We start from the raw sequence: 22,479 nt of genomic DNA, 5'->3' as shown, positions 1-22,479 counted from the left end.
CGTCCGGTTCCGCGCGCCGCCGATTCGAGATAAGCCTAGCGTACATGCTCCGGAGACACATCCGACTTCGGAATGCGCCTAGGCTTCGTCGCCCATCAGCGGCAAAAATCGCGGCGCCACGCGTGCCCGAACATTGCCGTTCCCGTCGACGCGATAAATCCCGCGCGCCGCATTGTGCGGGTGCGCCACCGCTTCGGCCACGCTCAGCACCGGCGCAAAGCATGCGTCGCTGCCTTCGAGCAACGCGCGCCAGTGCGCGGACGGCTGCTGCGCGAATACCTCGGCGAAACGCGCCTTCAGCGCCGGCCAGCGCGCGCGGTCGTACTGCGACGCCGGATCGACGTCGGCCAGCCCGAGCCGCTCGACCAGCAGCGCATAGAACGGCGGCTCGAGCGCGCCGATCGTCACGCATTCGCCGTCCGCGCAGCGATATACGTCGTAGAACGGCGCGTCATGGAAGAGGCTTGGCTGCGCACCGTCGAGCTGGCCGTTCGCGCGCGCCCACAGCGCGAGCGAACCGAGCATCGACACGATATCGACGATCGCACCGTCGACCACGCGCCCCGGGCCGCCGCCGCGCACGTCGAACAGTGCGCAGACGATCCCGAACGCGAGCCCGAGCGCGCCGCCCGCATCGCCGACGACGGTCGGCGGCACCCCGGGCCGGCCGTCACGCGGCGCGGACAGCGACAGCAGCCCCGTCAGCGCGACGTAGTTCAGGTCGTGCCCGGCGGCCGTCGCGAGCGGCCCGTCCTGGCCCCAGCCCGTCATCCGTCCGTACACGAGCTTCGGATTGCGGCGTGCACAAGCGTCCGGCCCGAGGCCGAGACGCTCCATCACGCCCGGTCGCAGCCCCTCGATCAGCGCATCGGCCTGAGCGATCAGCGCGAGCGCCGCATCGCGGCCGTCCGGTGTCTTCAGATCGAGCGCGACGATCGTCTTGCCTTCGCGCAGCAGGTCGCCGTCGCGACCCTGCAACGCGTCCGGCGCACTCGTGCGGCCGGCCGGGCGCGCGATCAGCGTGATGCGCGCGCCCATTCCGGCGAGCATCCAGCCCGCGAGCGGGCCGGGGCCGAGACCTTCGAATTCGACGATATGGACGCCGGAAAGCGGCGCGTTCAATGACATGGCGACCTCGCTGGAATGCAACCGGACAGGAGCGAAACAACGCTCCGATTCTATGCGAACGTGCGCGCCGTTCGCGCCGCCGATGGCGAGCCGGGCGAGACGCGAAGGTTGCGTCGGCACGGATGAAAACCCGGCATCCTCCGCCGGATGCCGGCAGAAGCCGTCGCATGCGGACACGCCGCCAAACGACTAGCCGCCCGCCTCATCCATGCGCCCGGCGAGCGCGTCGCGCATCGCGAGCACGATCGCGTCGCGATGTTCGTCGATTCGCTCGACCGGTCCGGCGACGCCGATCGCAAGCGGCATGCCGTTCCAGCCGTCGGCGATCACCATCGAGATCATCGCTGCACCCTGCGTTACCGTATGCGCCGAATACGAATAGCCGAGCCGACGCGTCTCCTCGACCTTGTCCAGCACGACGTCCTCATCGATCGTCCTGCCCGACTTCCCGAGCCGCCGGATGCTGCGCGACACGAGCCGGCGAATCGTGCTGTCCGGCTGAAGACTCAGCAACGCCCAGCCGAGCCCCGACATGCAGATCTCGCGGCGCGTGCCGATCGGCGCATAGAACTGGATCGGAATCCGGTGGGCACCCGCGACGGCGTCGATGTACTGCACGTACAGGTCGCTCTGCACCGCGATCACAACAGCCTCCTGCGTGCCGGCCGCCAGCCGTTTCGCTACCGTGTGCCAGTACCGGCGGCTGCCCGCCGCAGAATCGACGAGTGCCTCGCCGAGATTGACGAGCCGCGCCGTCGGCGCATACGCGTGCGTCCGCTCGTCGTACGCCAGGTAGCCGAGCATCTTCATGCTGGTCAGCAACGCCGCCGCGCTGGAACCGGGATAGCGGCAGCGCGTGGCGATCTCGCGCACGCTCAGTGGCCGCTGCAACTCGCTGAACAGCTCCAGCACCTCGAACACGCGCGCCGCGCTCTTGACCACGTTTCCGCTCATCCCGCCCTCTCCGCACCCGTCGCGGCAGGCCCTTCCACATATGTGGAACAGGATTTCCCGCCGCCGACCGTCGTGACGATACTAGGCTTCGGCCCGCGGCGTGAAGTCCCGCGGTAGAAAACATACGGAGACACCATGTCAGCCTTTCTGATCCGTGAACGGCAGGGAGCGATCCTGACCGTCACGATGAACCGTCCCGAAACGCGCAACGCCATTTCGGATAACGATGCGATCGACGCACTGGTCGCCTGCTGCGACGAAGCGAACCGCGACGAATCGATCCGCGTGCTGGTCCTGACGGGTGCCGGCGCCGTGTTCTCGTCGGGCGGTAACGTGAAAGCGATGCGCGCGCTCGCCGAGTCGGACCTGCACGACCTCGCGGCGATCCGGACCAGCTATCGCCGCGGCATCCAGCGCCTCGCGCATGCGTTCCAGCAACTCGAAGTACCGGCCATCGCGGCAATCAACGGGCCGGCCATTGGCGCCGGTACCGACCTCGCGTGCATGTGCGACATCCGCATCGCCGCCGACGGCGCGCGCTTCGCGGAAAGCTTCATCACGCTCGGCCTCGTGCCGGGCGACGGCGGTGCGTGGTTCCTGCCGCAGATCGTCGGCGCGGCCTTCGCGGCCGAGATGTCGTTCACGGGCGACCCGGTCGATGCGCAAACGGCGCTGCGTCACGGGCTGGTGTCGCGCGTCGTCCCCGACGGCGAACTGCTTGCGCACGCGCACGCGCTCGCCGGGCGCATCGCGCGCCATCCGGGCACCGCGCTGCGCCTGACCAAGCGACTGCTGCGCGAAGGCCGGCACGCGAGCCTCGACACGCTGCTCGACCTGTCCGCGTCGTACCAGGCATTCGCGCACGCGACGCCCGACCACCGCGCGGCGGTCGCGGCGCTGTTCGCCGCACGCGACTGAACCCGCCGAGCCTCGCCCGGCACTCGGCCGGCGAACGCCGACATCACCGACCATCGAAGGAAACATCGTCATGATCATCAACAGCGAAGGTGCGCTCGCGGGCGTACGCGTGGTGGACCTCAGCCGCGTCTATGCCGGCCCGTTCTGCGCGCAGACGCTCGCCGACCACGGTGCGGACGTCATCAAGATCGAACCGCCGCAAGGCGACGAAACCCGCGACTGGGGCCCCGCGATGCCGGGCGGCATCTCCAGCTACTACTGGGGGCTCAACCGCAACAAGCGCAACCTCGCGCTCGACCTGTCGCATCCCGACGGACGCGACGTGCTGTTCCGCCTGCTCGAGACGGCCGACGTGCTGGTCGACAACTTCAAGCAGGGGACGCTCGAACGTTGGGGCATCGGTTACGACGACTGCCTGCGCGAACGGTTTCCGCGCCTCGTCCACTGCTCGATCTCCGGCTACGGCACCGACGGCCCGCTCGCGCGGTTTCCGGGCTACGACGCCGTCGCGCAAGGGCTGGCCGGTTTCATGTCGATCAACGGCGAACCGGGCGGCATGCCGCTGAAGGTACCGTTTCCGGTCGTCGATCACGCAGCCGGGCTGAATGCGGTGTCGAGCATCCTGCTCGCGCTGGTGGAGCGCACGCGCTCCGGCCTCGGGCAGCACGTCGACATCGACCTGTTCAGCACCGCGCTGTCGATGCTGCATCCGCTCAGCACGAGCTGGATGGCGACCGGCGACGTGCCTGTTGCAACGGGCAACGTCTACGCCGCGATCGCGCCGTACGGCGTCTATCCGTGCAAGGACAAGCCGGTGGCAACGGGCGCGGGCAACAACCGCACGTTCGCGAAGATGGTCGAAGCGCTCGGCGTGCCCGAGCTTGCGCGCGATCCGCGCTTCGCGACAAACGCGCAGCGTGTCGCGCACCGCGACGCGCTCGATACGCTGATCGGGCAATTGACTGGCGAGCGGCTCGCCGACGATGTCGTCGACCGGCTGATGCGGGCCGGCGTCGCGACGGGGCCCGTCAATACCATCGCGGACGGGTTCGGCCATCCGCAGGCGGCCCGCAACGGGATGCTCGTCAAAACAGACACCTATACCGGCGCGGGAATCCCGGCCAGGCTGTCGCGCACGCCCGGCTCGATCCGCCGGCCGCCGCGGCCATTCGCGGCCGACACCGATGCCTTGCTCGACGCGCTCGGCCTCGACGCGGCCCGCCGCGATGCGCTGCGGCAGGCCGGCGTCGTCCACGACGAGCGCGCAGGCACCACCGGGAGCGCGTCATGACCGCGCCGCGCACGTTCTCCTCCCTGACCGGCGACGACGCCCCGTCGGTCCTGCGCACCGACGACGACGGCATCGCGTGGCTGACGATCCATCGCCCGCATGTCGCCAATACGCTGTCCGCCGACGCGATCCGGCGGCTGTGCGACGAACTCGTCACGCTCGACGACAACCCCGCGGTTCACGCGATCGTGATCCGCGGCGCGGGCGACCGGGCTTTCAGCGCGGGCGTCGATCTCGGCGATCCCGAGATCCGCGGCATGCGGCCGATGCGCGGGCTTGCACGCAATGTGCACGAGCTGATCCTCGAACTGCGCAAGCCGACCATCGCGGCGATCAACGGCTACGCGATCGGCGGCGGCTTCGAAATCGCGCTTGCATGCGACCTGCGGATCGCCGCCGAGCACGCGTATTTCGCGCTGCCCGAATCACGCGTCGGAATGGGCGCGAACTTCGCGAGCGTGCTGCTGCCGCGCATGCTGCCACGCGCGGTTGCGATGGAGTTGCTGTTCACGGGCCGCCGCATCGACGCGGACGAAGCACGGCGCATCGGGCTGCTGAACCACATCGTCCCCGGCGCCGCGCTCGACGACACCGTGCGCGAACTGGCGCGGTCGATCGCCGCGAACGCGCCGCTGACGATCCGCCGCATCAAGGAGACGGCAACGCGCAGTTGGGGCCTGCCGGTTGCTGCGGCGCTGCGGCTCGACGTCGGCCCCGACGTCTACGCGAGCGAAGACCGGGTCGAAGGCGCGCGCGCATTTCTCGAGAAACGCAAGCCGGTGTTCAAGGGACGCTGAGCCCCGCTGCCCCGAACGCGGGCGCGACACATAAAAAACATGGAACGGAGACACATTCATGCAACGGAAAGCACTCCTGATCGGTGCGTGCGTGCTGAGCACGACGCATGCGCACGGGTCGTCGGTCACGCTGTACGGGATCGTCGACAGCTACGTCGAGTTCGATCGCATCGGCAGCCTGTCGAGCTTCCGGCAGAGCGGCGGCGGCGGATCGACGAGCCGCATCGGGCTGACCGGCGTCGAGGATCTCGGCGGCGGGACCTCGACGAAGTTCGTGCTGGAAAGCGGCTTCTCGCCGGCCGACGGATCGTTCCAGGGCGGCACGCTGTTCTACCGGCAGGCTTACGTGGCGCTGCAGGACACGCGCTACGGCGACCTGCGGCTCGGCCGGCAATACACACCGGCGTTCTACATCGTGTACGACGGCGATCCGTTCGGCCTGAACGAGCGCATGTCGCCGCTCGCGCTGCTCGCGACGTCGACGGACACGATCACGACGAACACGACGCCGCCGATTGCGCGCTTCAACCAGGCGGCGTCGTATCTCGGTCCGGACTGGAACGGCCTGCGCATGATGGCTACCTACGGCTTTCCGACGCCGAACGCGCTGTCCACGCAGGCCGGCCGCAACTACGGCGCGGGACTCCAGTACCGGATCGGCGGCCTTTATGTCGGCGCGGGTTTTCAGGGCGACGTATCGACCGGCAACCTTGCCCCCGTCGTTCAACCGACGACCACCCACCACTACGTGTTCGGCGCCAATTACGCATTCGCGCGGGTCAAGCTGTACGGCGCATTCCTCTACGGCGCCAGCACGGCGCACGGCCTGCCCGCGTTCTCGACGGCGAGCGTCGGTGCGGCGATCAACGTCGGCGCGCTCGACCGTGTGCTGGTGTCGATCGTGCGCCGTGACGTGAAGGGCTCGGCGAACGACGCGACCGCCTTCGGCGTCGGCTACGACCACCCGCTGTCGAAGCGCACCTCCGTGTACGCCCGCTATCTGTACCTGAAGAACGGCGGCGACGCACGCAACACGGTGGTCGCCGGCGTGCAACCGCAACCGGGCGGCACCGAGCAGGTGCTGGCGCTCGGCATCACTCACCGCTTCTGACGGAGTGCTCATGACCCCGACCCTGTCCACCCCGGCCGGCGTTCGCGACGACGCGATGCCGGCGCTCTATCGCCGGATCTCGCGGCGCCTGCTGCCGTTCCTGATCCTCTGCTACACGCTATCGTTCATCGACCGGATCAACATCGGCTTCGCGCACGCGCAGATGGCCGCCGAGCTGCGCTTCTCCGACGCCGTCTACGGGCTCGGCGCGGGCATCTTCTTCATCGGATACATGGCCCTCGAGATTCCGAGCAATGCGCTGCTCGCGCGGATCGGCGCGCGCCGGACGATCGCGCGAATCATGGTGCTGTGGGGGCTCGGCTCGGCCGCGACGATGTTCGTCGCGACACCCGCGCAGTTCTACGTGTGCCGATTCCTGCTCGGCGTGTTCGAGGCCGGCTTCTTCCCCGGCATCCTGTTCTATCTCGGCGCGTGGTATCCACCCAGGCAGCGCGCGAAGGCGTTCGCGCTCTTCATGACCGCGCTGTATCTCGCGGGGCTGATCGCCGGCCCGGTGTCGGGCGCGATCCTCACGTACTTCGACGGGGTCGCCGGCCTGAGCGGCTGGCAATGGCTGTTCGTCGTCGAAGGGCTGCCGAGCAGCGCGCTCGGCTTCGTCGCGCTGCGGTTTCTCGACGATCGGCCGGACGACGCACGCTGGCTGTCGGACGCCGACAAGGCCGCGCTGCGCGATGCACACGCGCTTGCCGATGCCGGCGCCGACAACGGCGCGACCCCGACACGACCGTTGCTCGCCCACCGCGACTTCTGGCTGCTGTGCGCGGCCAATTTCGCGATCGCCGCAGCCGGCTACGCGCTCGTGTTCTGGATGCCCGTGATCCTGCACCGCGGCGGCCTGCACGGCGCGATGCAGATCGGCCTGCTGTCCGCGCTGCCCTACCTGTGCGGCCTCGTCGGCATGCTCGGGATGGGCTGGTACGCCGAACGCCGGCAGGCATGGCGCGAACACGGCTCGACCGCGATGCTCGCGTGCGCGGCAGCGCTCGTCGTGCTGGGGTGCGTCGACGGCACCGTGAACCTGACGATCGCGCTCTGCGTCGCGGTCGCCGCGCACGCGGCGGCACTGCCCGCGTTCTGGGTGCTGCCGGGGCTCGCGCTGCCGAAGCGTTCGATGGCGGTCGCGATCGCGGCGATCACGATGTCCGGCGCGATCGGCGGATTTGCGAGCCCGTTCCTGATGGGCGTGTTGAACACCGCCACCGGCTCGATGCGCGGCGGCCTCTATTTCAACGCCGCGCTGCTCGCGGCCGGCTGCGTGGCGCTCCTCGGCACGCTGCGGGCCCGGTCGGCATCCCCGGCGCGCGCGGTCTGAGCGCGCGCCTTCCCTTCACACCTTCATCGACAGACTCATGAATTTCGAACTCGATCTCGACCACCGGATGATCAAGGATCTCGTCGCACGCTTCGTGACGGACGAACTGATGCCGCTTGAAGCGGCCGTGATGGCGCGCGAGGCTGACGGCCAGCGCTTCACGCTGCTCCCCGACGAACGCGCGCGGCTCGACGAGCGCTCGCGGCAACTCGGTCTATGGGGACTCGACGCGCCCGTCGATGCCGGGGGCTCGGACCTGCCGGCCGTCGCGATGGTCGGCGTGAACGAAGCGATCGGCACGACCGTGACACCGTACATCCTGCCGCCCGATTCACCGAACCTGCGAATGCTGTGCGACGCGGCCGACGATGCGCAGCGCACACGCTACCTGGAACCGTACGCACGCGGCGTCACGCGCTCCGCGATGGCGATTTCCGAGCCGGGTGCCGGTTCGGATCCAGGCGCGTTGTCGACGACGGCCGTCCGCGACGGCGGCGCATGGGTGCTGAACGGCCGGAAAATCTGGATCAGCCATGCACGCGAAGCCGACTGGACGATCGTGATGGCACTGACCGACCGGAACAAGGGCAAGCGCGGCGGCATATCGGCGTTCATCGTGGAGCGCGACACGCCGGGTTTCGTCATCGAACGCCGCATTCCGATGATCGGCGGACTGTCGACCTACGAAATCGTGCTGGAGAATTGCCGCATCCCTGCCTCACAACTGCTGGGCCGGGAAGGCGCCGGTTTTGCGCCGATGCAGGCGCGCCTCTCGAACCGGCGGCTGGAGATGGCCGCATGGTGCATCGGCCGCGCCGAACGCGCGGTCGCGCTGCTGTGCAACCATGCGAAACAGCGCAAGACCTTCGGCGTGCCGCTCGCCGAACGCCAGGCGATCCAGTGGTGGGTCGCCGACGCGCTGACGCAGATCCACGCGTGCCGGCTGATGACCTACGAAGCGGCCGCGCGGGTCGATGCCGGACAGGATGCGCGCACGCAGATCTCGATGGTCAAGGTGTTCGCGACCGAGATGGCGTGGAGCGTCATCGATCATGCGATGCAGACGCTCGGCGCGATGGGCATGACGAAGGAGCTGCCGCTGCATCAGATGGCGAACGAAGCGCGGCTGATGCGCATTTTCGAAGGCCCGAGCGAGGTGCATCGATGGGTCGTCGCGCGCAGCGCGCTGTGACGCCATGGTCGGCGCGCGTTGCGCCGTTTTCACCACGGAGCCGCATCTTGGATACACGTCATCTCGTCGATCCCGACATCCGTCCCTGGCTGGACATCTGGCCCACCGTCACGCTCGGCGCCGACAACCTCGCACGGCATCGCGAACGCAATCTTCCGCTGCCGCCGATCGACACGGTCGGCAATACGCTCCAGCATCGGCGCGTGCCACGCCCCGGCGGCACACCCGACGTGCCGGTTCGCGTGTACCTGCCCGACGACGCGACGCGCCCGCTGCCGGCGATCGCGCACATGCACGGCGGCGGCTACGTGCGTGGGGCCGCGAAGGATCTCGAAGCCGTGCATCGCCCGCTGGTGAAGGCGCTCGAGTGCGCGCTGGTCTCGATCGACTACCGCCTCGCGCCCGAGACACCGTTTCCCGGCGCGATCGACGACTGCTACGCGGCGCTTGCCTGGACCTTCCGCCACGCAGACGCGCTCGGCATCGATCCGGCGCGCATCGGCGTGATGGGCGAAAGCGCGGGCGGCGGTCTAGCGGCCGCGCTGGCGCTGCTGGCGCGCGACCGCGACGAATACCCGCTGGCCTTCCAGCACCTGATGTATCCGATGCTCGACGACCGAACCTGCGTGCGAGCGCCGCATCCGCATGCCGGCGAATTCGTCTGGCATGCGGCCAACAACCGCTTCGCATGGACGTCGCTGCTCGGCCACGCGCCGGGCAGCGACGACGTGTCGCCCTATGCGGCCGCCGCCCGCGCGGAACGAATGGAAGGGTTGCCGCCTGCGTTCATCGCGGTCGGCGCGGTCGACCTGTTCGTCGACGAGAACATCGACTACGCGCAGCGGCTCATCCGCGCCGGCGTGCCGACCGAACTGCACGTCTTCGCGGGCGGCGTGCACGGCTTCGACATCGTGCCCGATGCGCGCGTGTCGACCGCCGCACGCCGCATCAGCCACGAAGCGCTGCAGCGCTTCCTGCACGGCTGAGCCGAACCGAAACGACAAGGGCGGCCGAAGCCGCCCTTGCTGCCGTCGGAACGACGACCGGTACGATCAGAACGCGTCGCCCGGCACCCTCACCCAGCCTTCCATCAGCACGCGCGCGCTGCGGCTCATGATCGCCTTCGTGACGGTCCACTCGCCGTTTTCGAGCTGCGCTTCCGCGCCGACGCGCAGCGTGCCCGACGGATGCCCGAAGCGCACCGCGTTGCGCGCACCGCCGCCCGCCGCGAGATTCACCAGCGTGCCGGGAATCGCCGCGGCCGTGCCGATCGCGACCGCCGCCGTGCCCATCATCGCGTGGTGCAGCTTGCCCATCGACATCGCCCGCACCAGCAGGTCGACGTCGCCCGCATTCACGCGCTTGCCGCTCGACGCGACATAGTCGGCCGGCTTCGCGACGAACGCGACCTTCGGCGTGTGCTGGCGCGTCGCGATCTCGTCGAGCGTGTCGATCAGGCCCATGCGCAACGCGCCGTGCGCGCGGATCGTCTCGAACTTCTCGAGCGCCTTCGGGTCGCCATTGATCGCGTCCTGCAGCTCCGTGCCCGTATAGCCGATCGCTTCGGCCTCGACGAAGATGGTCGGAATCCCCGCGTTGATCATCGTCGCCCTCAGCGTGCCGATGCCCGGCACGGCCAGGTCGTCGACGAGGTTGCCGGTCGGGAACATCGAGCCGCCCGCGCCTTCTTCCTCGGCGGCCGGGTTCATGAACTCGAGCTGCACTTCGGCGGCCGGGAAGGTGACGCCGTCCAGCTCGAAGTCGCCCGTCTCCTGCACCGCGCCGTTCGTGATCGGCACGTGCGCAACGATCGTCTTGCCGATGTTCGCCTGCCAGATCCGCACGGTCGCGACGCCGTCGCGCGGCACGCGCGATGCATCGACGAGGCCGCCGCCGATCGCGAACGGGCCGACCGCCGCCGACAGGTTGCCGCAGTTGCCGGTCCAGTCGACGAACGCCTTGTCGATCGCGACCTGCCCGAACAGGTAGTCGACGTCGTGACCGGGCCGCGTGCTCTTCGACACGATCACCGTCTTGCTGGTGGACGACGTCGCGCCGCCCATCCCGTCGATCTGCTTGCCGTACGGATCGGGGCTGCCGATCACGCGCAGCAGCAGCGCGTCGCGCGCGGCGCCCGGCGTCTGCGCGGCATCCGGCAGATCCTGCAGCCGGAAGAACACGCCCTTGCTGGTGCCGCCGCGGATATAGGTCGCCGGAATCCTGATTTGCGGAATGTGAGCCATGTTTGCGTTATCCCTGTGTGATCCGGTCAAGCCGCCTGCGACGATTCGAGGAAGTCCTGCGCGAAGCGCTGCAGCACGCCGCCCGCGTCGTAGATCGACACTTCCTCGGCCGTGTCGAGCCGGCACGTCACCGGCACCTCGACACGCTCGCCGTTCTTGCGGTGGATCACGAGCGTGAGATCGGCGCGCGGCGTGCGCTTGCCGATCACGTCGAAGGTCTCGGTGCCGTCGATGCCGAGCGTGGTGCGGTTCGTGCCCGGCTTGAACTCGAGCGGCAGCACGCCCATCCCGATCAGGTTGGTGCGGTGGATCCGCTCGAACCCTTCGGCGACGATCACCTCGACGCCCGCGAGCCGCACGCCCTTCGCGGCCCAGTCGCGCGATGAGCCCTGGCCGTAGTCGGCGCCGGCGATCACGATCAGCGGCTGCTTGCGATTCATGTACGTCTCGATCGCCTCCCACATGCGCATGACCTTGCCTTCCGGCTCGACGCGCGCGAGCGAGCCCTTCTTCACCGCGCCGTCGACGACCGCCATCTCGTTGATCAGCGTCGGGTTCGCGAAGGTCGCGCGCTGCGCGGTGAGGTGGTCTCCCCGGTGCGTCGCGTACGAGTTGAAGTCTTCTTCCGGCAGGCCCATCTTCGCGAGGTATTCGCCAGCCGCGCTGTCCAGCAGGATCGCGTTCGACGGCGACAGGTGGTCGGTCGTGATGTTGTCGCCGAGCACCGCGAGCGGACGCATGCCCTTGAGCGTGCGTTCGCCGGCCAACGCGCCTTCCCAGTACGGCGGGCGACGGATATACGTGCTCTGCGCACGCCAGTCGTACAGCGGCGCCGCACGCTCGCCCGCATCGGCCGTGCGCGCGAACATCGGTTCGTAGACCTTGCGGAACTGCTCGGGCTTCACGCTCGACGCGACGATCGCGTCGATCTCCTCGTCGGTCGGCCAGATGTCCTTCAGCGTGACGGGCTTGCCGTCCCGGTCATGGCCCAGCACGTCCTTCTCGATGTCGAAGCGGATCGTGCCGGCGATCGCATACGCGACGACGAGCGGCGGCGACGCGAGGAACGCCTGCTTCGCATACGGGTGGATGCGGCCGTCGAAGTTGCGGTTGCCGGACAGCACGGCCGTCGCGTACAGGTCGCGATCGACGATTTCCTGCTGGATCTTCGGATCGAGCGCGCCCGACATCCCGTTGCAGGTCGTGCACGCGAACGCGACGATGCCGAAGCCGAGCTTTTCCAGCTCCGGCAGCAGGTTCGCTTCTTCCAGATACAGCTCGACCGCCTTCGAGCCCGGCGCGAGCGAGCTCTTCACCCACGGCTTGCGCGTGAGGCCCTTCGCGTTCGCGTTGCGCGCGAGCAGCGCCGCGGCAATCACGTTGCGCGGGTTGCTGGTGTTCGTGCAGCTGGTGATCGCGGCGATGATCACCGCGCCGTCGGGCATCTCGCCCGCCTTTTCTTCCCACTGACCGGCGATCCCGCGTGCGGCGAGATCGGACGTCGGCAGCCGCTTGTGCGGGTTCGACGGGCCGGCCATGTTGCGCACCACGCTCGACAGGTCGAACGTCAACGTGCGCTCGTATTGCACGTTGCCCAGCGTATCGGCCCACAGGCCCGCCGTCTTCGCGTAGGTCTCGACCAGCTTCACCTGCTCGTCGCTGCGGCCGGTGAGGCGCAGGTAGTCGGTCGTCTGGCCGTCGATGAAGAACATCGCGGCCGTCGCGCCATATTCGGGCGCCATGTTCGAGATCGTCGCGCGGTCGCCGAGCGTGAGGCTCGCGGCGCCTTCGCCGCGGAATTCCAGATACGCGCCGACCACCTTTTCCTTGCGCAGGAACTCGGTCAGCGCGAGCACGACGTCGGTTGCGGTGATGCCGGGCTGGCGCTTGCCGGTCAGCTCGACGCCGACGATGTCGGGCAGGCGCATCCACGATGCGCGACCGAGCATCACGTTTTCCGCCTCCAGACCGCCGACGCCGATCGCGATCACACCCAGCGCATCGACGTGCGGCGTGTGGCTGTCGGTGCCGACGCAGGTGTCCGGATACGCGACGCCGTCCTGCGCCTGGATCACCGGCGACATTTTCTCGAGGTTGATCTGGTGCATGATGCCGTTGCCCGGCGGGATCACGTCGACGTTCTCGAACGCCTTCTTCGTCCACTCGATGAAGTGGAAGCGATCCTCGTTGCGGCGATCCTCGATCGCGCGGTTCTTCGCGAACGCGTCCGGATCGAAGCCGCCGCACTCGACGGCGAGCGAGTGGTCGACGATCAGCTGCACGGGCACGACCGGGTTCACCTTCGCGGGGTCGCCGCCGCCGTCGGCGATCGCATCGCGCAGGCCGGCGAGATCGACGAGCGCCGTCTGCCCGAGGATGTCGTGGCACACCACGCGCGCCGGGAACCACGGGAAATCGCGGTCGCGCGTGCGCTCGATGAGCTGCTTCAGCGAATCGGCAAGGATCGCCGGATCGCAGCGGCGCACGAGGTTTTCGGCGAGCACGCGCGACGTATACGGCAGCGTGTCGTAGGCGCCGGGCGCGATCGCTTCGACCGCGGCACGCGCGTCGAAATAGTCCAGCGACGTGCCGGGCAGGGGTTTGCGGTAGGCAGTATTCATCATGTGGGGCGGGAAATCGGGGTATGACGTCCGGCGCGCGCCGGCGCCCGTCTCGCGGGGCCGGCGCGCGGCTTGCGGATCAGCGCTTCTCGATCGGCACGAACTGCAGGTCTTCCGGCCCCGTGTAGTTCGCGCTCGGACGGATGATCTTGTTGTCGACGCGCTGCTCGATGATGTGCGCGCTCCAGCCGGACGTGCGCGAGATCACGAACAGCGGCGTGAACATCGCGGTCGGCACGCCCATCATGTGATACGACACGGCGCTGAACCAGTCGAGGTTCGGGAACATCTTCTTCGCGTCCCACATCACCGATTCGAGGCGCTCGGCGATGCTGTACAGCTTCAGGTCGCCCGCTTCCTTCGACAGCTTGTGCGCGACGCCCTTGATCACCTTGTTGCGCGGATCGGAGATCGTGTAGACCGGGTGGCCGAAGCCGATCACGACTTCCTTGTTCTCGACGCGGCGGCGGATGTCGGCTTCGGCATCGTCCGGCGAGCTGTAGCGGCTCTGGATTTCGTACGCGACTTCGTTCGCGCCGCCATGCTTCGGCCCGCGCAGCGCGCCGATCGCGCCGGTGATCGCCGAGTAGATGTCCGAGCCCGTGCCCGCGATCACGCGGCCGGTAAACGTCGATGCGTTGAACTCGTGCTCCGCGTACAGGATCAGCGACGTGTGCATCGCGTCGACCCACGACTTCGACGGCGTCTTGCCGTGGAGCAGGTGCAGGAAGTGGCCGCCGATCGAGTCGTCGTCGGTTTCCGTCTCGATGCGCTTGCCGTTGTGCGAGAAGTGATACCAGTACAGCAGCATCGAGCCGAGCGACGCCATCAGGCGGTCGGCGATGTCGCGCGCGCCCGGCAGGTTGTGGTCTTCCTTCTCCGGCAGCACGGTGCCGAGCACCGACACGCCGGTACGCATCACGTCCATCGGGTGGGCCGATGCCGGGATCTGCTCGAGCACGGCCTTCAGCGCGTTCGGCAGGCCGCGCATCGCGCGCAGCCGGGTCTTGTACGCGGCCAGTTCGGTCAGGTTCGGCAGCGTGCCGTGCACGAGCAGGTGCGCGATTTCCTCGAACTCGCACGACTCGGCGACGTCGAGAATGTCGTAGCCGCGGTAGTGCAGGTCGTTGCCGGTCTTGCCGACCGTGCACAGCGCCGTGTTGCCGGCCGTCACGCCCGACAGCGCCACCGACTTCTTCGGCTTGAATGCGCCTGCGGCGGCCGGTGCTGCTGCGTCTTTCGTCTCGCTCATGTTTCCGTTCTCCAATAGGTATCTGGGTATCTTGTCGACCGCACTTGGCGCTTCAGCGCTTAGTGCGGTCCCATGCAAAGCGGTCGACCGCACTTGGCGCTTCAGCGCCTGGCGGCTCGGCCGGGCCGCAGGTGCTTTTCCGCGTGGCCCGATCTCGTGCAAAGCGTTCCGGGAACCGTGTCCCGGTGCGCGGGCCGCGTTACTTCTTGCCCTGCGCGAACAGTTCGTCGAGCTTCTGCTCGTATTCGTGATAGCCGAGGAAGTCGTACAGCTCCGCGCGGGTCTGCATGGTCGGCACGGCGGCCTTCTGCGTGCCGTCGCGGCGCAGCGTCTCGTAGAAGTTCAGCGCGGCCTTGTTCATCGCGCGATACGCGCCGCAGCAGTACAGCGCGATGTCGACGTTCGCCTCGCGCAGTTCGTCGAGCGTGAACAGCGGCGTCGAGCCGAATTCGGTCAGGTTCGCGAGGATCGGCACCTTCACGGCTGCCTTGAAGCGACGGTAATCGTCGAGCGTCTTCATCGCTTCCGGGAAGATCATGTCGGCGCCGGCTTCCACGTAGGCAATCGCGCGCTCGATCGCGGCGTCGATCCCTTCGGCGGCGGCCGCGTCGGTGCGGGCCATGATCACGAACTGGTCGTCGGTGCGTGCATCGACCGCGGCCTTCACGCGATCGACCATTTCCTCGATCGGCACGACTTCCTTGCCCGGACGATGGCCGCAGCGCTTCTGGCCCACCTGGTCTTCGAGGTGAACCGCAGCGACACCGGCCTTGATGAACGAGCGGACCGTGCGCGCGATGTTGAACGCGCCGCCCCAGCCCGTATCGATGTCGACCAGCAGCGGCAGGTCGGTCGCATTGGTGATCCGGTTCGCGTCGATCAGCACGTCTTCCATCGTGCTGATGCCGAGATCGGGAATCCCGAGCGAATTCGCGGCGACGCCGCCGCCCGACAGGTAGACGGCCTTGAAGCCGACGGCCTGCGCCATCTTGGCTGCGTACGCGGTGATCGCGCCGACCACTTGCAGCGGCTGCTCGGCCGCGACTGCCGCGCGGAATTTCGCGCCGGCGCTCTGAAGATGCGTGTTGCTCATGAACGGCCTCCTGAAGGAATGACCATTAACAGCAAGGACCGGGCCAGCTCGCGAAATACCGCTAACCCACTGATTCTTAAGCAACCGGCACGAGCGCTGAATCGTCCGGTGATTTCAGTTTGGCAATTTCAGGTTTCAAAAATGAAATCGCGCGCGCATAATCGGTCGCCATGGACCTCTCCTCGACCAAGCCCGTCGGCCCGGCCGACCGCACGGTACGCCCGCGCATCTGGGCGATGGGCATCAGCCGCCTGCGCGACCTGTTTCGCGAGATCGCCGGCGAATTCGACGAACGCGCCGACGTGCGCATCGTCACGCGGGCCTACGAAGACGCGCTGAGCGCGATCGCGGAAGCCGGCACCGCGCGGCCCGACGTGATCGTCGCGGCCGGCTCGAACGGCGGCTTCCTGAAAACGCGCGCGCAGGTGCCGGTCGTGGTCGTGTCGCCGACCGGCTTCGACGTGATGCAGGCGCTCGCGCGCGCACGGCGCGACGCATCGCGGATCGCACTCGTCAGCGCCGGCGAGACGCCGCCGGAGGTGCGCCGCTTCGTCGCCGCCTACGGCCTCGACGTGCAGTTTGCGTCATATCAGTCCGCGCAGGAAGCGGAAGCCTGCGTGCACGACCTGCACGACCGCGGCATCGAGACGATCGTCGGCCCCGGCCTCGTCACCGATCTCGCGGCAAGTGCCGGCATGGGCGCGGTGTTCCTGTATTCGCACGCGTCGGTGCGCAAGGCGGTCGAAACGGCGCTCGAAGTCGCGTACGCGACCCACGCCGAGGCGTTTCGCCGTCAGCGCCTCGACAACCTGTTGCAGCACCTGCGCGACGGCGTGGTCGCGCTCGACGCGCGCGGTCGCGTCGAGGCGATCAACGAGCGGCTCGCGTCGGCGCTCGGGGTCGAACCCGCGGCGGCCGTCGGCCGCGCGCTCGTCGACCTGCGACCCGAGCTGCGCACGCTGCGCGGCGAGGACGGCGACGCGCTCGCGACGGTACGCGGCGTGCGCTACGTCGTGCATCGCGGGCCGCTCGTCGATCGCGGCGTCACGTCGGGCAGCGTGCTGACCTTCCAGGAATCGCGCGCGGTCGAGCGGCTCGACCGCGCGCTGCGTTCGCAGCCGAACACGCAGCAGTTCGCGGCGCGCTACGCGCTCGACGACGTGGTCGGCGCATCCGCGCCGATGGCGCGCGTGCGCGACCTCGTGCGCCGCTACGCGAAATCCGACGCCACCGTGCTCGTGCTCGGCGAGAGCGGCACCGGCAAGGAGATGATCGCGCAGAGCCTGCACGCGCTGTCCGTGCGGCGCAGCTATCCGTTCGTCGCGATCAACTGCGGCGCGTTTCCGGAAGCGCTGCTCGAGAGCGAGCTGTTCGGTTACGAGGAAGGTGCGTTCACCGGCGCGCGGCGCGGCGGCAAGACCGGGCTGTTCGAAGCCGCCCACCGCGGCACGCTGTTTCTCGACGAGATCGGCGAGATGCCGCCGTCGCTGCAAAGCCGGCTGCTGCGCGTGCTGCAGGAGCGCGAGGTGATCCGCCTCGGTTCGACCGAGCCGATCCGCATCGACGTGCGCGTGATCGCCGCGACGCACCGGCCGCTGCTCGCGGCCGTCGAAGCCGGCACGTTCCGCGCGGACCTGTATTACCGGCTCAACATCCTGAACATCGGCCTGCCGCCGCTGCGCGAGCGCGCGGCCGACATTCCGGCGCTCGCGGCCACGCTGCTCGTGCAGGCCGCGCGGCGCGAGCCGCGGCTGGCCGAACGCGTGCGCGAGGTCGGCGATGCGATGCGCGTGCTTGGCGCGACGCAGACGACGCTCGCCCGCTACCGCTGGCCCGGCAACGTGCGGGAGCTGCAGAACGTGGTCGAGCGGATCACGGTGGAACTGGCCGAGGAAGTCGACGAGCAGGACCCGGGCGCCCCGTGCGCCGCGCTCGTGCCCGAGGCGCTGCAGGCGATCGCGCCGGAGTTGTTCGCGACACCGCCCGACGCGGCCGATGCCGACGATGCGCAAACGCTGCAAGCACGCCGCCGCCGCGCGGAAGCCGACGAGATCCGCGCGGTGCTCGACGCGTGCGGCGGCGACCGCGATCGCGCGTGCGCGATGCTCGGCATCAGCAAGACGACGCTGTGGCGCAAGCTGTCGGCGAAATAGGTTCGGGCGCGATGCGGGGGATGCGCGGGATGCGCGGGATGCGCGGATTGCGCGTCGCAGGCAGGACGCGCTGGACGCGCGCCGCCGTCAATCGGCCTTGTGATAGTGACGGTATGCCTTCGCGCGATTGCCGCACGACGACATCGAGCACCAGCGGCGGCTGCCGTTCTTGCTGTCGTCGATGAACAGCCACTGGCATGCGTCGTTCGCACAACGCTTGACCTTCGCGAGCCGCGCGCTGCCCAGCAGGTCGGTCGCCGACCACAGCACCGGGCTCAACAGCCCCGCGAGCGTCGCGCCCGCGCCGGCGCCCCCCCCGATCCGCCACGCATAGCCGCCGTCGATCCGCGCGAGCGCGACGCGCGGCGCCGCTTCCGCCAGAAAACCGCCCAGCAGCGCGAGATCGTCGGCGTGCGGCTCGCGCCGCTCCGCTTGCGCGTGAAAGAGCCGGTACAGCGCCTCGCGCAACGCGAGCGCGCGCGCCAGCATCGCTGGCTCGTCATCCTGTTTCTTCTCTTGTGCGCGACATGCGTCGGCCAGCTCGGCCGGCACGCCCGCCTGCTCGCGGCACCACGCGAACAGGTCGTCCAGCGTGCCGAAGGTTTCGGTCGGCGCGTCGGCGCCGCGCCAGTACAGCGTGTTCGCGAAATCGATGCTCAACGTGTCGGACGGCGCCGGAATCAGGCAGTCCGTCGTGACGGAAGGTTGCGTCTTGTCCATGCCGCGATCGTATCTAACCACCATACCGGTTGACAAGCGCGGAGGCGCTTTCTAACATAACCAGCATGGTGGTTAAAACAGCTTTGCCGCACTGATGTCCCCCTTCAGTTCAAGGAGCCAAAGATGATCGATCACCTTTCGTTCGGCGTTGCCCACATCGACCGCAGCCGCGCGTTCTACGACAGCACGCTCGGCGCGCTCGGCTACAAGCGGCTGTATAGCGACGATGGATCCCTCGGCTATGGCACCACCGAACCGGTGTTGTGGTTGCAGCACGCGGCGCGCCCCGTCGTCGCCGATCCCGAGTCGGGGTTGCATGTGTCGTTCCGCGCAGCGTCGCCGGTGGAAGTCGATGCGTTCTACCGAGCCGCGCTGCAGCACGGCGGGCACGACAACGGCGGGCCGGGCAAACGCGAACGCTACGGCCCCGGCTATTACGCGGCGTTCGTCGTCGATCCCGACGGGTATCGGCTCGAAGCCCATTGCGAGCTCGACAACGTCGTCTGAGCCGCTTCGTACGGACGCGGATGAACGACAAGGGCCCGATTCCGCATCGCGCGGAATCGGGCCCTTGTCTTTGCTGCATCGGGGTTCGGTTCGCGACGGTCGGCGCCGGCGATTAAGCGATGCGATCGGACGGCGCAGCGGGTGGCGACGCGTGGCGGCCGGTTGCACCCGCCATTCGACCCGCGCGAGCGCTTACTGCGCGTTGCGCGCGCTCTGCAGCTGCTCGCCGAGCCCGTCGATCCCGAGGCGCACCGTCTGGCCGGCCTTCAGGAACACCGGTGACGGCTTGATCCCCATCCCGACGCCCGGCGGCGTACCGGTCGTGATCACGTCGCCCGGTTGCAGCGTCATGCAGGTCGACAGGTAGGCGACCAGTTGCGCGACGGTGAATACCATCGTGCGCGTGTTGCCGTTCTGATAGCGGTGGCCGTCGATCTCGAGCCACAGGTCGAGGCGCTGCGGATCGGGCACCTCGTCGCGCGTGACGAGCCACGGGCCGATCGGGCCGAACGTGTCGAAGCCCTTGCCCTTGTCCCACTGGCCGCCACGCTCGATCTGCCACTCGCGCTCGGACACGTCGTTGACGACGCAGTAGCCGGCGACGTAATCGAGCGCGCGCGCTTCGTCGACGTCCTTGCACGTCGCGCCGATCACGACACCGAGCTCGACTTCCCAGTCCGTCTTCACGGAACCCTTCGGAATGTCGATGCCGTCGTTCGGACCGCAGATCGAACTCGTCCACTTGCCGAATACCACCGGTTCCTTCGGCACCGGCATGCCGGCTTCGGCTGCGTGATCGGCATAGTTCAGACCAATGCCGATGAATTTGCCGACGCGCCCGACGCACGCGCCGATACGCGGCTCGCCGGAGACGAGCGGCAGCGTGGCCGGGTCGATCGCGCGCAGGCGCGCGAGACCGGCGTCGGACAGCGCGTCGCCGGCAAGATCCGGCACGTGCGCGGACAGGTCGCGAATCCGGCCATTTGCGTCGAGAATGCCGGGCTTTTCCTGGCCGGACGGGCCATAGCGAAGCAGTTTCATCGTGCTCAACCTCTGTTGTCGAATGGGACAGGATACCGGCCGACGCAGCCGCTTGCGGCCACGCGCCGGACTGAATGTCGATCGTCGATGACGCGCGTCGGCGCCGTATCCGGCACGCCATTCGACACGCGAGGCTCGCGCGGGCGCAGCGATCGCGGCGTCACACCGAAGTGCGACGCGCATCGAACGGGCGGCCGCCGGTCTGCGCATCGGCGACGACGGCCCGGTATCCGCGCCATGTGCCGGCCTGTGCCGGCCGGCTTCACGCGCGGCCGCGCCGTCGCTGGCCCGCCGCTCTTTGTACCATCGGCGGCCCGCCGTGAAATGGCGCGCGACGGATACCGACTATTGGTGCGCCTGCGGGTGGTGCATCGCAGCATCCGGGACGCCTGTGCAACGACACGGTGTCGAATGGCGCCTTGCGTTGCCATCGGACCACGAATACACAATATTTGTTGCGACCCTGTCATCGGAAACTGCAGTTGATCCGTTCTTGTTCGGTAACGATCGGCAAAAACACGCTGCATTGCACACTGAAAGTTTGTTGTTAAGCTCGCGCGGACGGCGGTCAGAACCGCATGCGGCCTTCCCGAATCCGCGTGCAAAGCCGGCCAGCGTGCGTCGCCCACCGATTGGCAACTCCCGGACTTCCTACTCATGATGCAAACGACCAATGATCCGCTCCCCGGCAGCGACGCACGGGAGTCGATGGGTGCAGCCGACCGCTATCGCGCGCCCGCGCTCGACAAGGGTCTCGACATTCTCGAACTGCTGTCGGAACAAAAGGAAGGGCTCACCCGCACCGAAATCACGAAGGAGCTCGGACGCAACGCGAGCGAGATCTACCGGATGCTCGAACGTCTCGTTGCGCGCCGCTATGTGATGCGCTCGAGCGGCGGCGACCGCTACACGCTCAGCCTGAAACTGTTCGCGCTCGCGCACCGGCATCCGCCAATGAACCGGCTGATCGCCGAAGCCTTGCCGCTGATGCAGCGCTTCGCCGACGCCGCCGAGCAGTCGTGCCATTTGACCGTCTACGATCGCGGCAACCTGCTCGTGATCGCGCAGGTCGACGGGCCTGGCCCGTGGGGTGTGTCGGTGCGGCTCGGCTCGCGCGTCGGACTCGCCGACACGGCGTCGGGGCGGGTGATGCTGTCGTTCCAGGGTTCCGAGCAGCGTGCGCACATGCTGGCCGAGCACCGCAAGGTCAAGGGCGAAACGCCGATCAACGAGCAGGAACTCGCGTATGCGTGCCAGTCGATCCGGCAGGCCGGCTACGTGCGCCAGGACAGCCGCCAGGCATACGGCGTCACCGACCTGAGCGCGCCGATCCTCGGGCCCTCCGGCCATGCGATCGCGGTACTGACCTGCCCGTACATGCGCCGGATCGACGCGCACATGGCGCCGTCCGTCGAGGTAGTCGTCGCAGGGCTGCGCGATACGGCCGGTCAGTTGTCGATGTGCCGCGTGGAAACTTGCTGAATGTGCGAGCGCCGCGCGCCCGGCGCTACGCTAGAATAGCGGCCCTCTCAAAAACTACGGCGGCCGGCTGTCACGGCCGTCGTGTCCGATGGATGTCATGGCCAAACTTCTGAACGATCAAGAATTCCAGCGTTTCTCCGAACTTCAGCAGAAGCAGGCGAGCTTCACGATCACCCCCGAGGAAGCGGACGAGCTGCGCGACATCGTCGCGCGCGCACAGAAGAAGCGCGACGATCGTGCCGCAGCAATGCTGGCGATCGAGAACTACATCGAGCAGTTCGGCATCACGCCCGACGAACTCTTCTCGCCCGAGCAGATCGGCGACGCCGCGCGCACCTACGGCCTCATCACGGCCACCAAGAAGGAACGCACGCTGCCGCCGTCGATCACGTTCAACGGCAAGCCGTACCAATGGACCAAGACGCTTCCGGACGACGTGCGCGGCGCGCTGTTCGACGCGTTTACGTCCGGCGAATCGGTCAAGCGCTTCATCGCGATGCCGAAGGACACCGCGCGTTGCGCGCTGACCATCGCCCGCCTCGAGCGCGAAACCGGTGGCGTTTATGCGGACGCGCACCTCGAGGAACTCGCGATTTCGCGTGACCAGGTGAACGACGCGGCGTCGAAACTCGCCGCGTAAACG

General features: G+C 68.2%; 19 protein-coding genes. 11 read left to right on the top strand and 8 right to left on the bottom strand.

Annotated elements, in window-relative coordinates; translation table 11 throughout:
• Nucleotides 1-78: 78 nt before the first annotated feature.
• Both ACVK00_RS06065 and ACVK00_RS06060 read right to left on the bottom strand, forming a co-directional pair.
• Nucleotides 79-1,128: a CaiB/BaiF CoA transferase family protein gene (locus ACVK00_RS06065; protein WP_284893433.1), complete on the bottom strand. Its 1,050-nt coding sequence runs from the start codon at nucleotides 1,126-1,128 to the stop codon at nucleotides 79-81.
• Nucleotides 1,129-1,317: 189 nt separating this feature from the next.
• Complete coding sequence (locus ACVK00_RS06060; protein ID WP_228908582.1) at nucleotides 1,318-2,082, bottom strand: IclR family transcriptional regulator; 765 nt, start codon at nucleotides 2,080-2,082, stop codon at nucleotides 1,318-1,320.
• Between the two features lie 135 nt (nucleotides 2,083-2,217).
• On the opposite strand from ACVK00_RS06060, the gene ACVK00_RS06055 reads away from it, so the two are divergent.
• The 7 genes from ACVK00_RS06055 to ACVK00_RS06025 all read left to right on the top strand — a co-directional run bounded on the left by ACVK00_RS06055 (nucleotide 2,218) and on the right by ACVK00_RS06025 (nucleotide 9,710).
• On the top strand, nucleotides 2,218-3,000 hold the full coding sequence (locus ACVK00_RS06055; RefSeq protein ID WP_284893428.1) for a crotonase/enoyl-CoA hydratase family protein: 783 nt from the start codon (nucleotides 2,218-2,220) through the stop codon (nucleotides 2,998-3,000).
• Nucleotides 3,001-3,070: 70 nt separating this feature from the next.
• Nucleotides 3,071-4,291: a CaiB/BaiF CoA transferase family protein gene (locus tag ACVK00_RS06050; protein ID WP_284893425.1), complete on the top strand. Its 1,221-nt coding sequence runs from the start codon at nucleotides 3,071-3,073 to the stop codon at nucleotides 4,289-4,291.
• The gene (locus tag ACVK00_RS06045; RefSeq protein WP_228908585.1) at nucleotides 4,288-5,088 is read left to right on the top strand and encodes an enoyl-CoA hydratase/isomerase family protein; all 801 of its coding nucleotides are present in this window, start codon (nucleotides 4,288-4,290) and stop codon (nucleotides 5,086-5,088) included. Before ACVK00_RS06050 ends, ACVK00_RS06045 begins: the two co-directional genes overlap by 4 nt.
• A 58-nt stretch (nucleotides 5,089-5,146) precedes the next feature.
• Nucleotides 5,147-6,199, top strand: coding sequence for a porin (locus ACVK00_RS06040; protein ID WP_284893422.1), 1,053 nt, complete (start codon nucleotides 5,147-5,149; stop codon nucleotides 6,197-6,199).
• Nucleotides 6,200-6,209: 10 nt separating this feature from the next.
• A complete protein-coding gene (locus tag ACVK00_RS06035) occupies nucleotides 6,210-7,532 on the top strand; it encodes an MFS transporter (RefSeq protein ID WP_284893419.1) in 1,323 nt (440 codons plus the stop codon).
• 37 nt (nucleotides 7,533-7,569) lie between these two features.
• Nucleotides 7,570-8,724, top strand: coding sequence for an acyl-CoA dehydrogenase family protein (locus ACVK00_RS06030; protein WP_284893416.1), 1,155 nt, complete (start codon nucleotides 7,570-7,572; stop codon nucleotides 8,722-8,724).
• Between the two features lie 47 nt (nucleotides 8,725-8,771).
• Nucleotides 8,772-9,710 carry an alpha/beta hydrolase gene (locus ACVK00_RS06025; RefSeq protein WP_284893413.1) on the top strand — a complete coding sequence of 313 codons (939 nt, stop codon included), beginning with the start codon at nucleotides 8,772-8,774 and terminating at the stop codon, nucleotides 9,708-9,710.
• Between the two features lie 66 nt (nucleotides 9,711-9,776).
• Here ACVK00_RS06025 and prpF read toward each other — a convergent pair whose 3' ends face one another.
• From prpF to prpB, 4 genes are all read right to left on the bottom strand, one after another.
• Nucleotides 9,777-10,967 (bottom strand): 2-methylaconitate cis-trans isomerase PrpF, encoded by a 1,191-nt coding sequence (gene prpF / locus ACVK00_RS06020; protein ID WP_175677683.1) that lies wholly within the window; start codon nucleotides 10,965-10,967, stop codon nucleotides 9,777-9,779.
• A gap of 26 nt (nucleotides 10,968-10,993) precedes the next feature.
• A complete protein-coding gene (acnD, locus tag ACVK00_RS06015) occupies nucleotides 10,994-13,588 on the bottom strand; it encodes a Fe/S-dependent 2-methylisocitrate dehydratase AcnD (protein WP_228910027.1) in 2,595 nt (864 codons plus the stop codon).
• Nucleotides 13,589-13,667: 79 nt separating this feature from the next.
• The gene (gene prpC / locus ACVK00_RS06010; protein ID WP_166725730.1) at nucleotides 13,668-14,840 is read right to left on the bottom strand and encodes a bifunctional 2-methylcitrate synthase/citrate synthase; all 1,173 of its coding nucleotides are present in this window, start codon (nucleotides 14,838-14,840) and stop codon (nucleotides 13,668-13,670) included.
• A gap of 199 nt (nucleotides 14,841-15,039) precedes the next feature.
• Nucleotides 15,040-15,933 (bottom strand): methylisocitrate lyase, encoded by an 894-nt coding sequence (prpB, locus tag ACVK00_RS06005; RefSeq protein WP_228908590.1) that lies wholly within the window; start codon nucleotides 15,931-15,933, stop codon nucleotides 15,040-15,042.
• A 170-nt stretch (nucleotides 15,934-16,103) separates the two neighbouring features.
• Here prpB and prpR point away from each other — a divergent pair, with 170 nt between their 5' ends.
• On the top strand, nucleotides 16,104-18,086 hold the full coding sequence (gene prpR / locus ACVK00_RS06000; protein ID WP_284893406.1) for a propionate catabolism operon regulatory protein PrpR: 1,983 nt from the start codon (nucleotides 16,104-16,106) through the stop codon (nucleotides 18,084-18,086).
• A gap of 87 nt (nucleotides 18,087-18,173) precedes the next feature.
• Here the strand turns inward: prpR and ACVK00_RS05995 are convergent, their stop codons facing one another.
• Nucleotides 18,174-18,830, bottom strand: coding sequence for a CGNR zinc finger domain-containing protein (locus ACVK00_RS05995; protein WP_284893403.1), 657 nt, complete (start codon nucleotides 18,828-18,830; stop codon nucleotides 18,174-18,176).
• 99 nt (nucleotides 18,831-18,929) lie between these two features.
• Between ACVK00_RS05995 and ACVK00_RS05990 the strand changes: the two genes are divergently transcribed.
• Complete coding sequence (locus ACVK00_RS05990) at nucleotides 18,930-19,313, top strand: VOC family protein (RefSeq protein WP_166725800.1); 384 nt, start codon at nucleotides 18,930-18,932, stop codon at nucleotides 19,311-19,313.
• Nucleotides 19,314-19,505: 192 nt separating this feature from the next.
• On the opposite strand, the gene ACVK00_RS05985 is transcribed toward ACVK00_RS05990, so the two are convergent.
• Nucleotides 19,506-20,354, bottom strand: coding sequence for an ureidoglycolate lyase (locus ACVK00_RS05985; protein ID WP_284893398.1), 849 nt, complete (start codon nucleotides 20,352-20,354; stop codon nucleotides 19,506-19,508).
• A gap of 657 nt (nucleotides 20,355-21,011) precedes the next feature.
• On the opposite strand from ACVK00_RS05985, the gene ACVK00_RS05980 reads away from it, so the two are divergent.
• Nucleotides 21,012-21,836, top strand: coding sequence for an IclR family transcriptional regulator (locus ACVK00_RS05980; RefSeq protein WP_228908594.1), 825 nt, complete (start codon nucleotides 21,012-21,014; stop codon nucleotides 21,834-21,836).
• 88 nt (nucleotides 21,837-21,924) lie between these two features.
• Nucleotides 21,925-22,476, top strand: a complete 552-nt coding sequence (locus ACVK00_RS05975) for a hypothetical protein (protein WP_006754155.1) — start codon at nucleotides 21,925-21,927, stop codon at nucleotides 22,474-22,476.
• Nucleotides 22,477-22,479: the final 3 nt, after the last annotated feature.

This window comes from Burkholderia sp. PvR073 (assembly GCF_054055695.1).
This window is presented reverse-complemented; position numbering and strand designations above follow the sequence as displayed.

Excerpts from the sequence above, each read along its gene's own strand:
- ACVK00_RS05985 (WP_284893398.1), bottom strand. The coding sequence starts at position 20,354 with ATGAAACTGCTTCGCTATGGCCCGTCCGGCCAGGAAAAGCCCGGCATT.
- ACVK00_RS06060 (WP_228908582.1), bottom strand. The coding sequence starts at position 2,082 with ATGAGCGGAAACGTGGTCAAGAGCGCGGCGCGCGTGTTCGAGGTGCTG.
- ACVK00_RS05975 (WP_006754155.1), top strand. The coding sequence starts at position 21,925 with ATGGATGTCATGGCCAAACTTCTGAACGATCAAGAATTCCAGCGTTTC.
- prpF (WP_175677683.1), bottom strand. The coding sequence starts at position 10,967 with ATGGCTCACATTCCGCAAATCAGGATTCCGGCGACCTATATCCGCGGC.
- ACVK00_RS06030 (WP_284893416.1), top strand. The coding sequence starts at position 7,570 with ATGAATTTCGAACTCGATCTCGACCACCGGATGATCAAGGATCTCGTC.
- ACVK00_RS06065 (WP_284893433.1), bottom strand. The coding sequence starts at position 1,128 with ATGTCATTGAACGCGCCGCTTTCCGGCGTCCATATCGTCGAATTCGAA.
- ACVK00_RS06045 (WP_228908585.1), top strand. The coding sequence starts at position 4,288 with ATGACCGCGCCGCGCACGTTCTCCTCCCTGACCGGCGACGACGCCCCG.
- ACVK00_RS06040 (WP_284893422.1), top strand. The coding sequence starts at position 5,147 with ATGCAACGGAAAGCACTCCTGATCGGTGCGTGCGTGCTGAGCACGACG.
- ACVK00_RS05990 (WP_166725800.1), top strand. The coding sequence starts at position 18,930 with ATGATCGATCACCTTTCGTTCGGCGTTGCCCACATCGACCGCAGCCGC.
- prpR (WP_284893406.1), top strand. The coding sequence starts at position 16,104 with ATGGACCTCTCCTCGACCAAGCCCGTCGGCCCGGCCGACCGCACGGTA.
- ACVK00_RS06050 (WP_284893425.1), top strand. The coding sequence starts at position 3,071 with ATGATCATCAACAGCGAAGGTGCGCTCGCGGGCGTACGCGTGGTGGAC.
- ACVK00_RS05980 (WP_228908594.1), top strand. The coding sequence starts at position 21,012 with ATGATGCAAACGACCAATGATCCGCTCCCCGGCAGCGACGCACGGGAG.
- acnD (WP_228910027.1), bottom strand. The coding sequence starts at position 13,588 with ATGAATACTGCCTACCGCAAACCCCTGCCCGGCACGTCGCTGGACTAT.
- ACVK00_RS06035 (WP_284893419.1), top strand. The coding sequence starts at position 6,210 with ATGACCCCGACCCTGTCCACCCCGGCCGGCGTTCGCGACGACGCGATG.
- ACVK00_RS06055 (WP_284893428.1), top strand. The coding sequence starts at position 2,218 with ATGTCAGCCTTTCTGATCCGTGAACGGCAGGGAGCGATCCTGACCGTC.
- prpB (WP_228908590.1), bottom strand. The coding sequence starts at position 15,933 with ATGAGCAACACGCATCTTCAGAGCGCCGGCGCGAAATTCCGCGCGGCA.
- ACVK00_RS05995 (WP_284893403.1), bottom strand. The coding sequence starts at position 18,830 with ATGGTGGTTAGATACGATCGCGGCATGGACAAGACGCAACCTTCCGTC.
- prpC (WP_166725730.1), bottom strand. The coding sequence starts at position 14,840 with ATGAGCGAGACGAAAGACGCAGCAGCACCGGCCGCCGCAGGCGCATTC.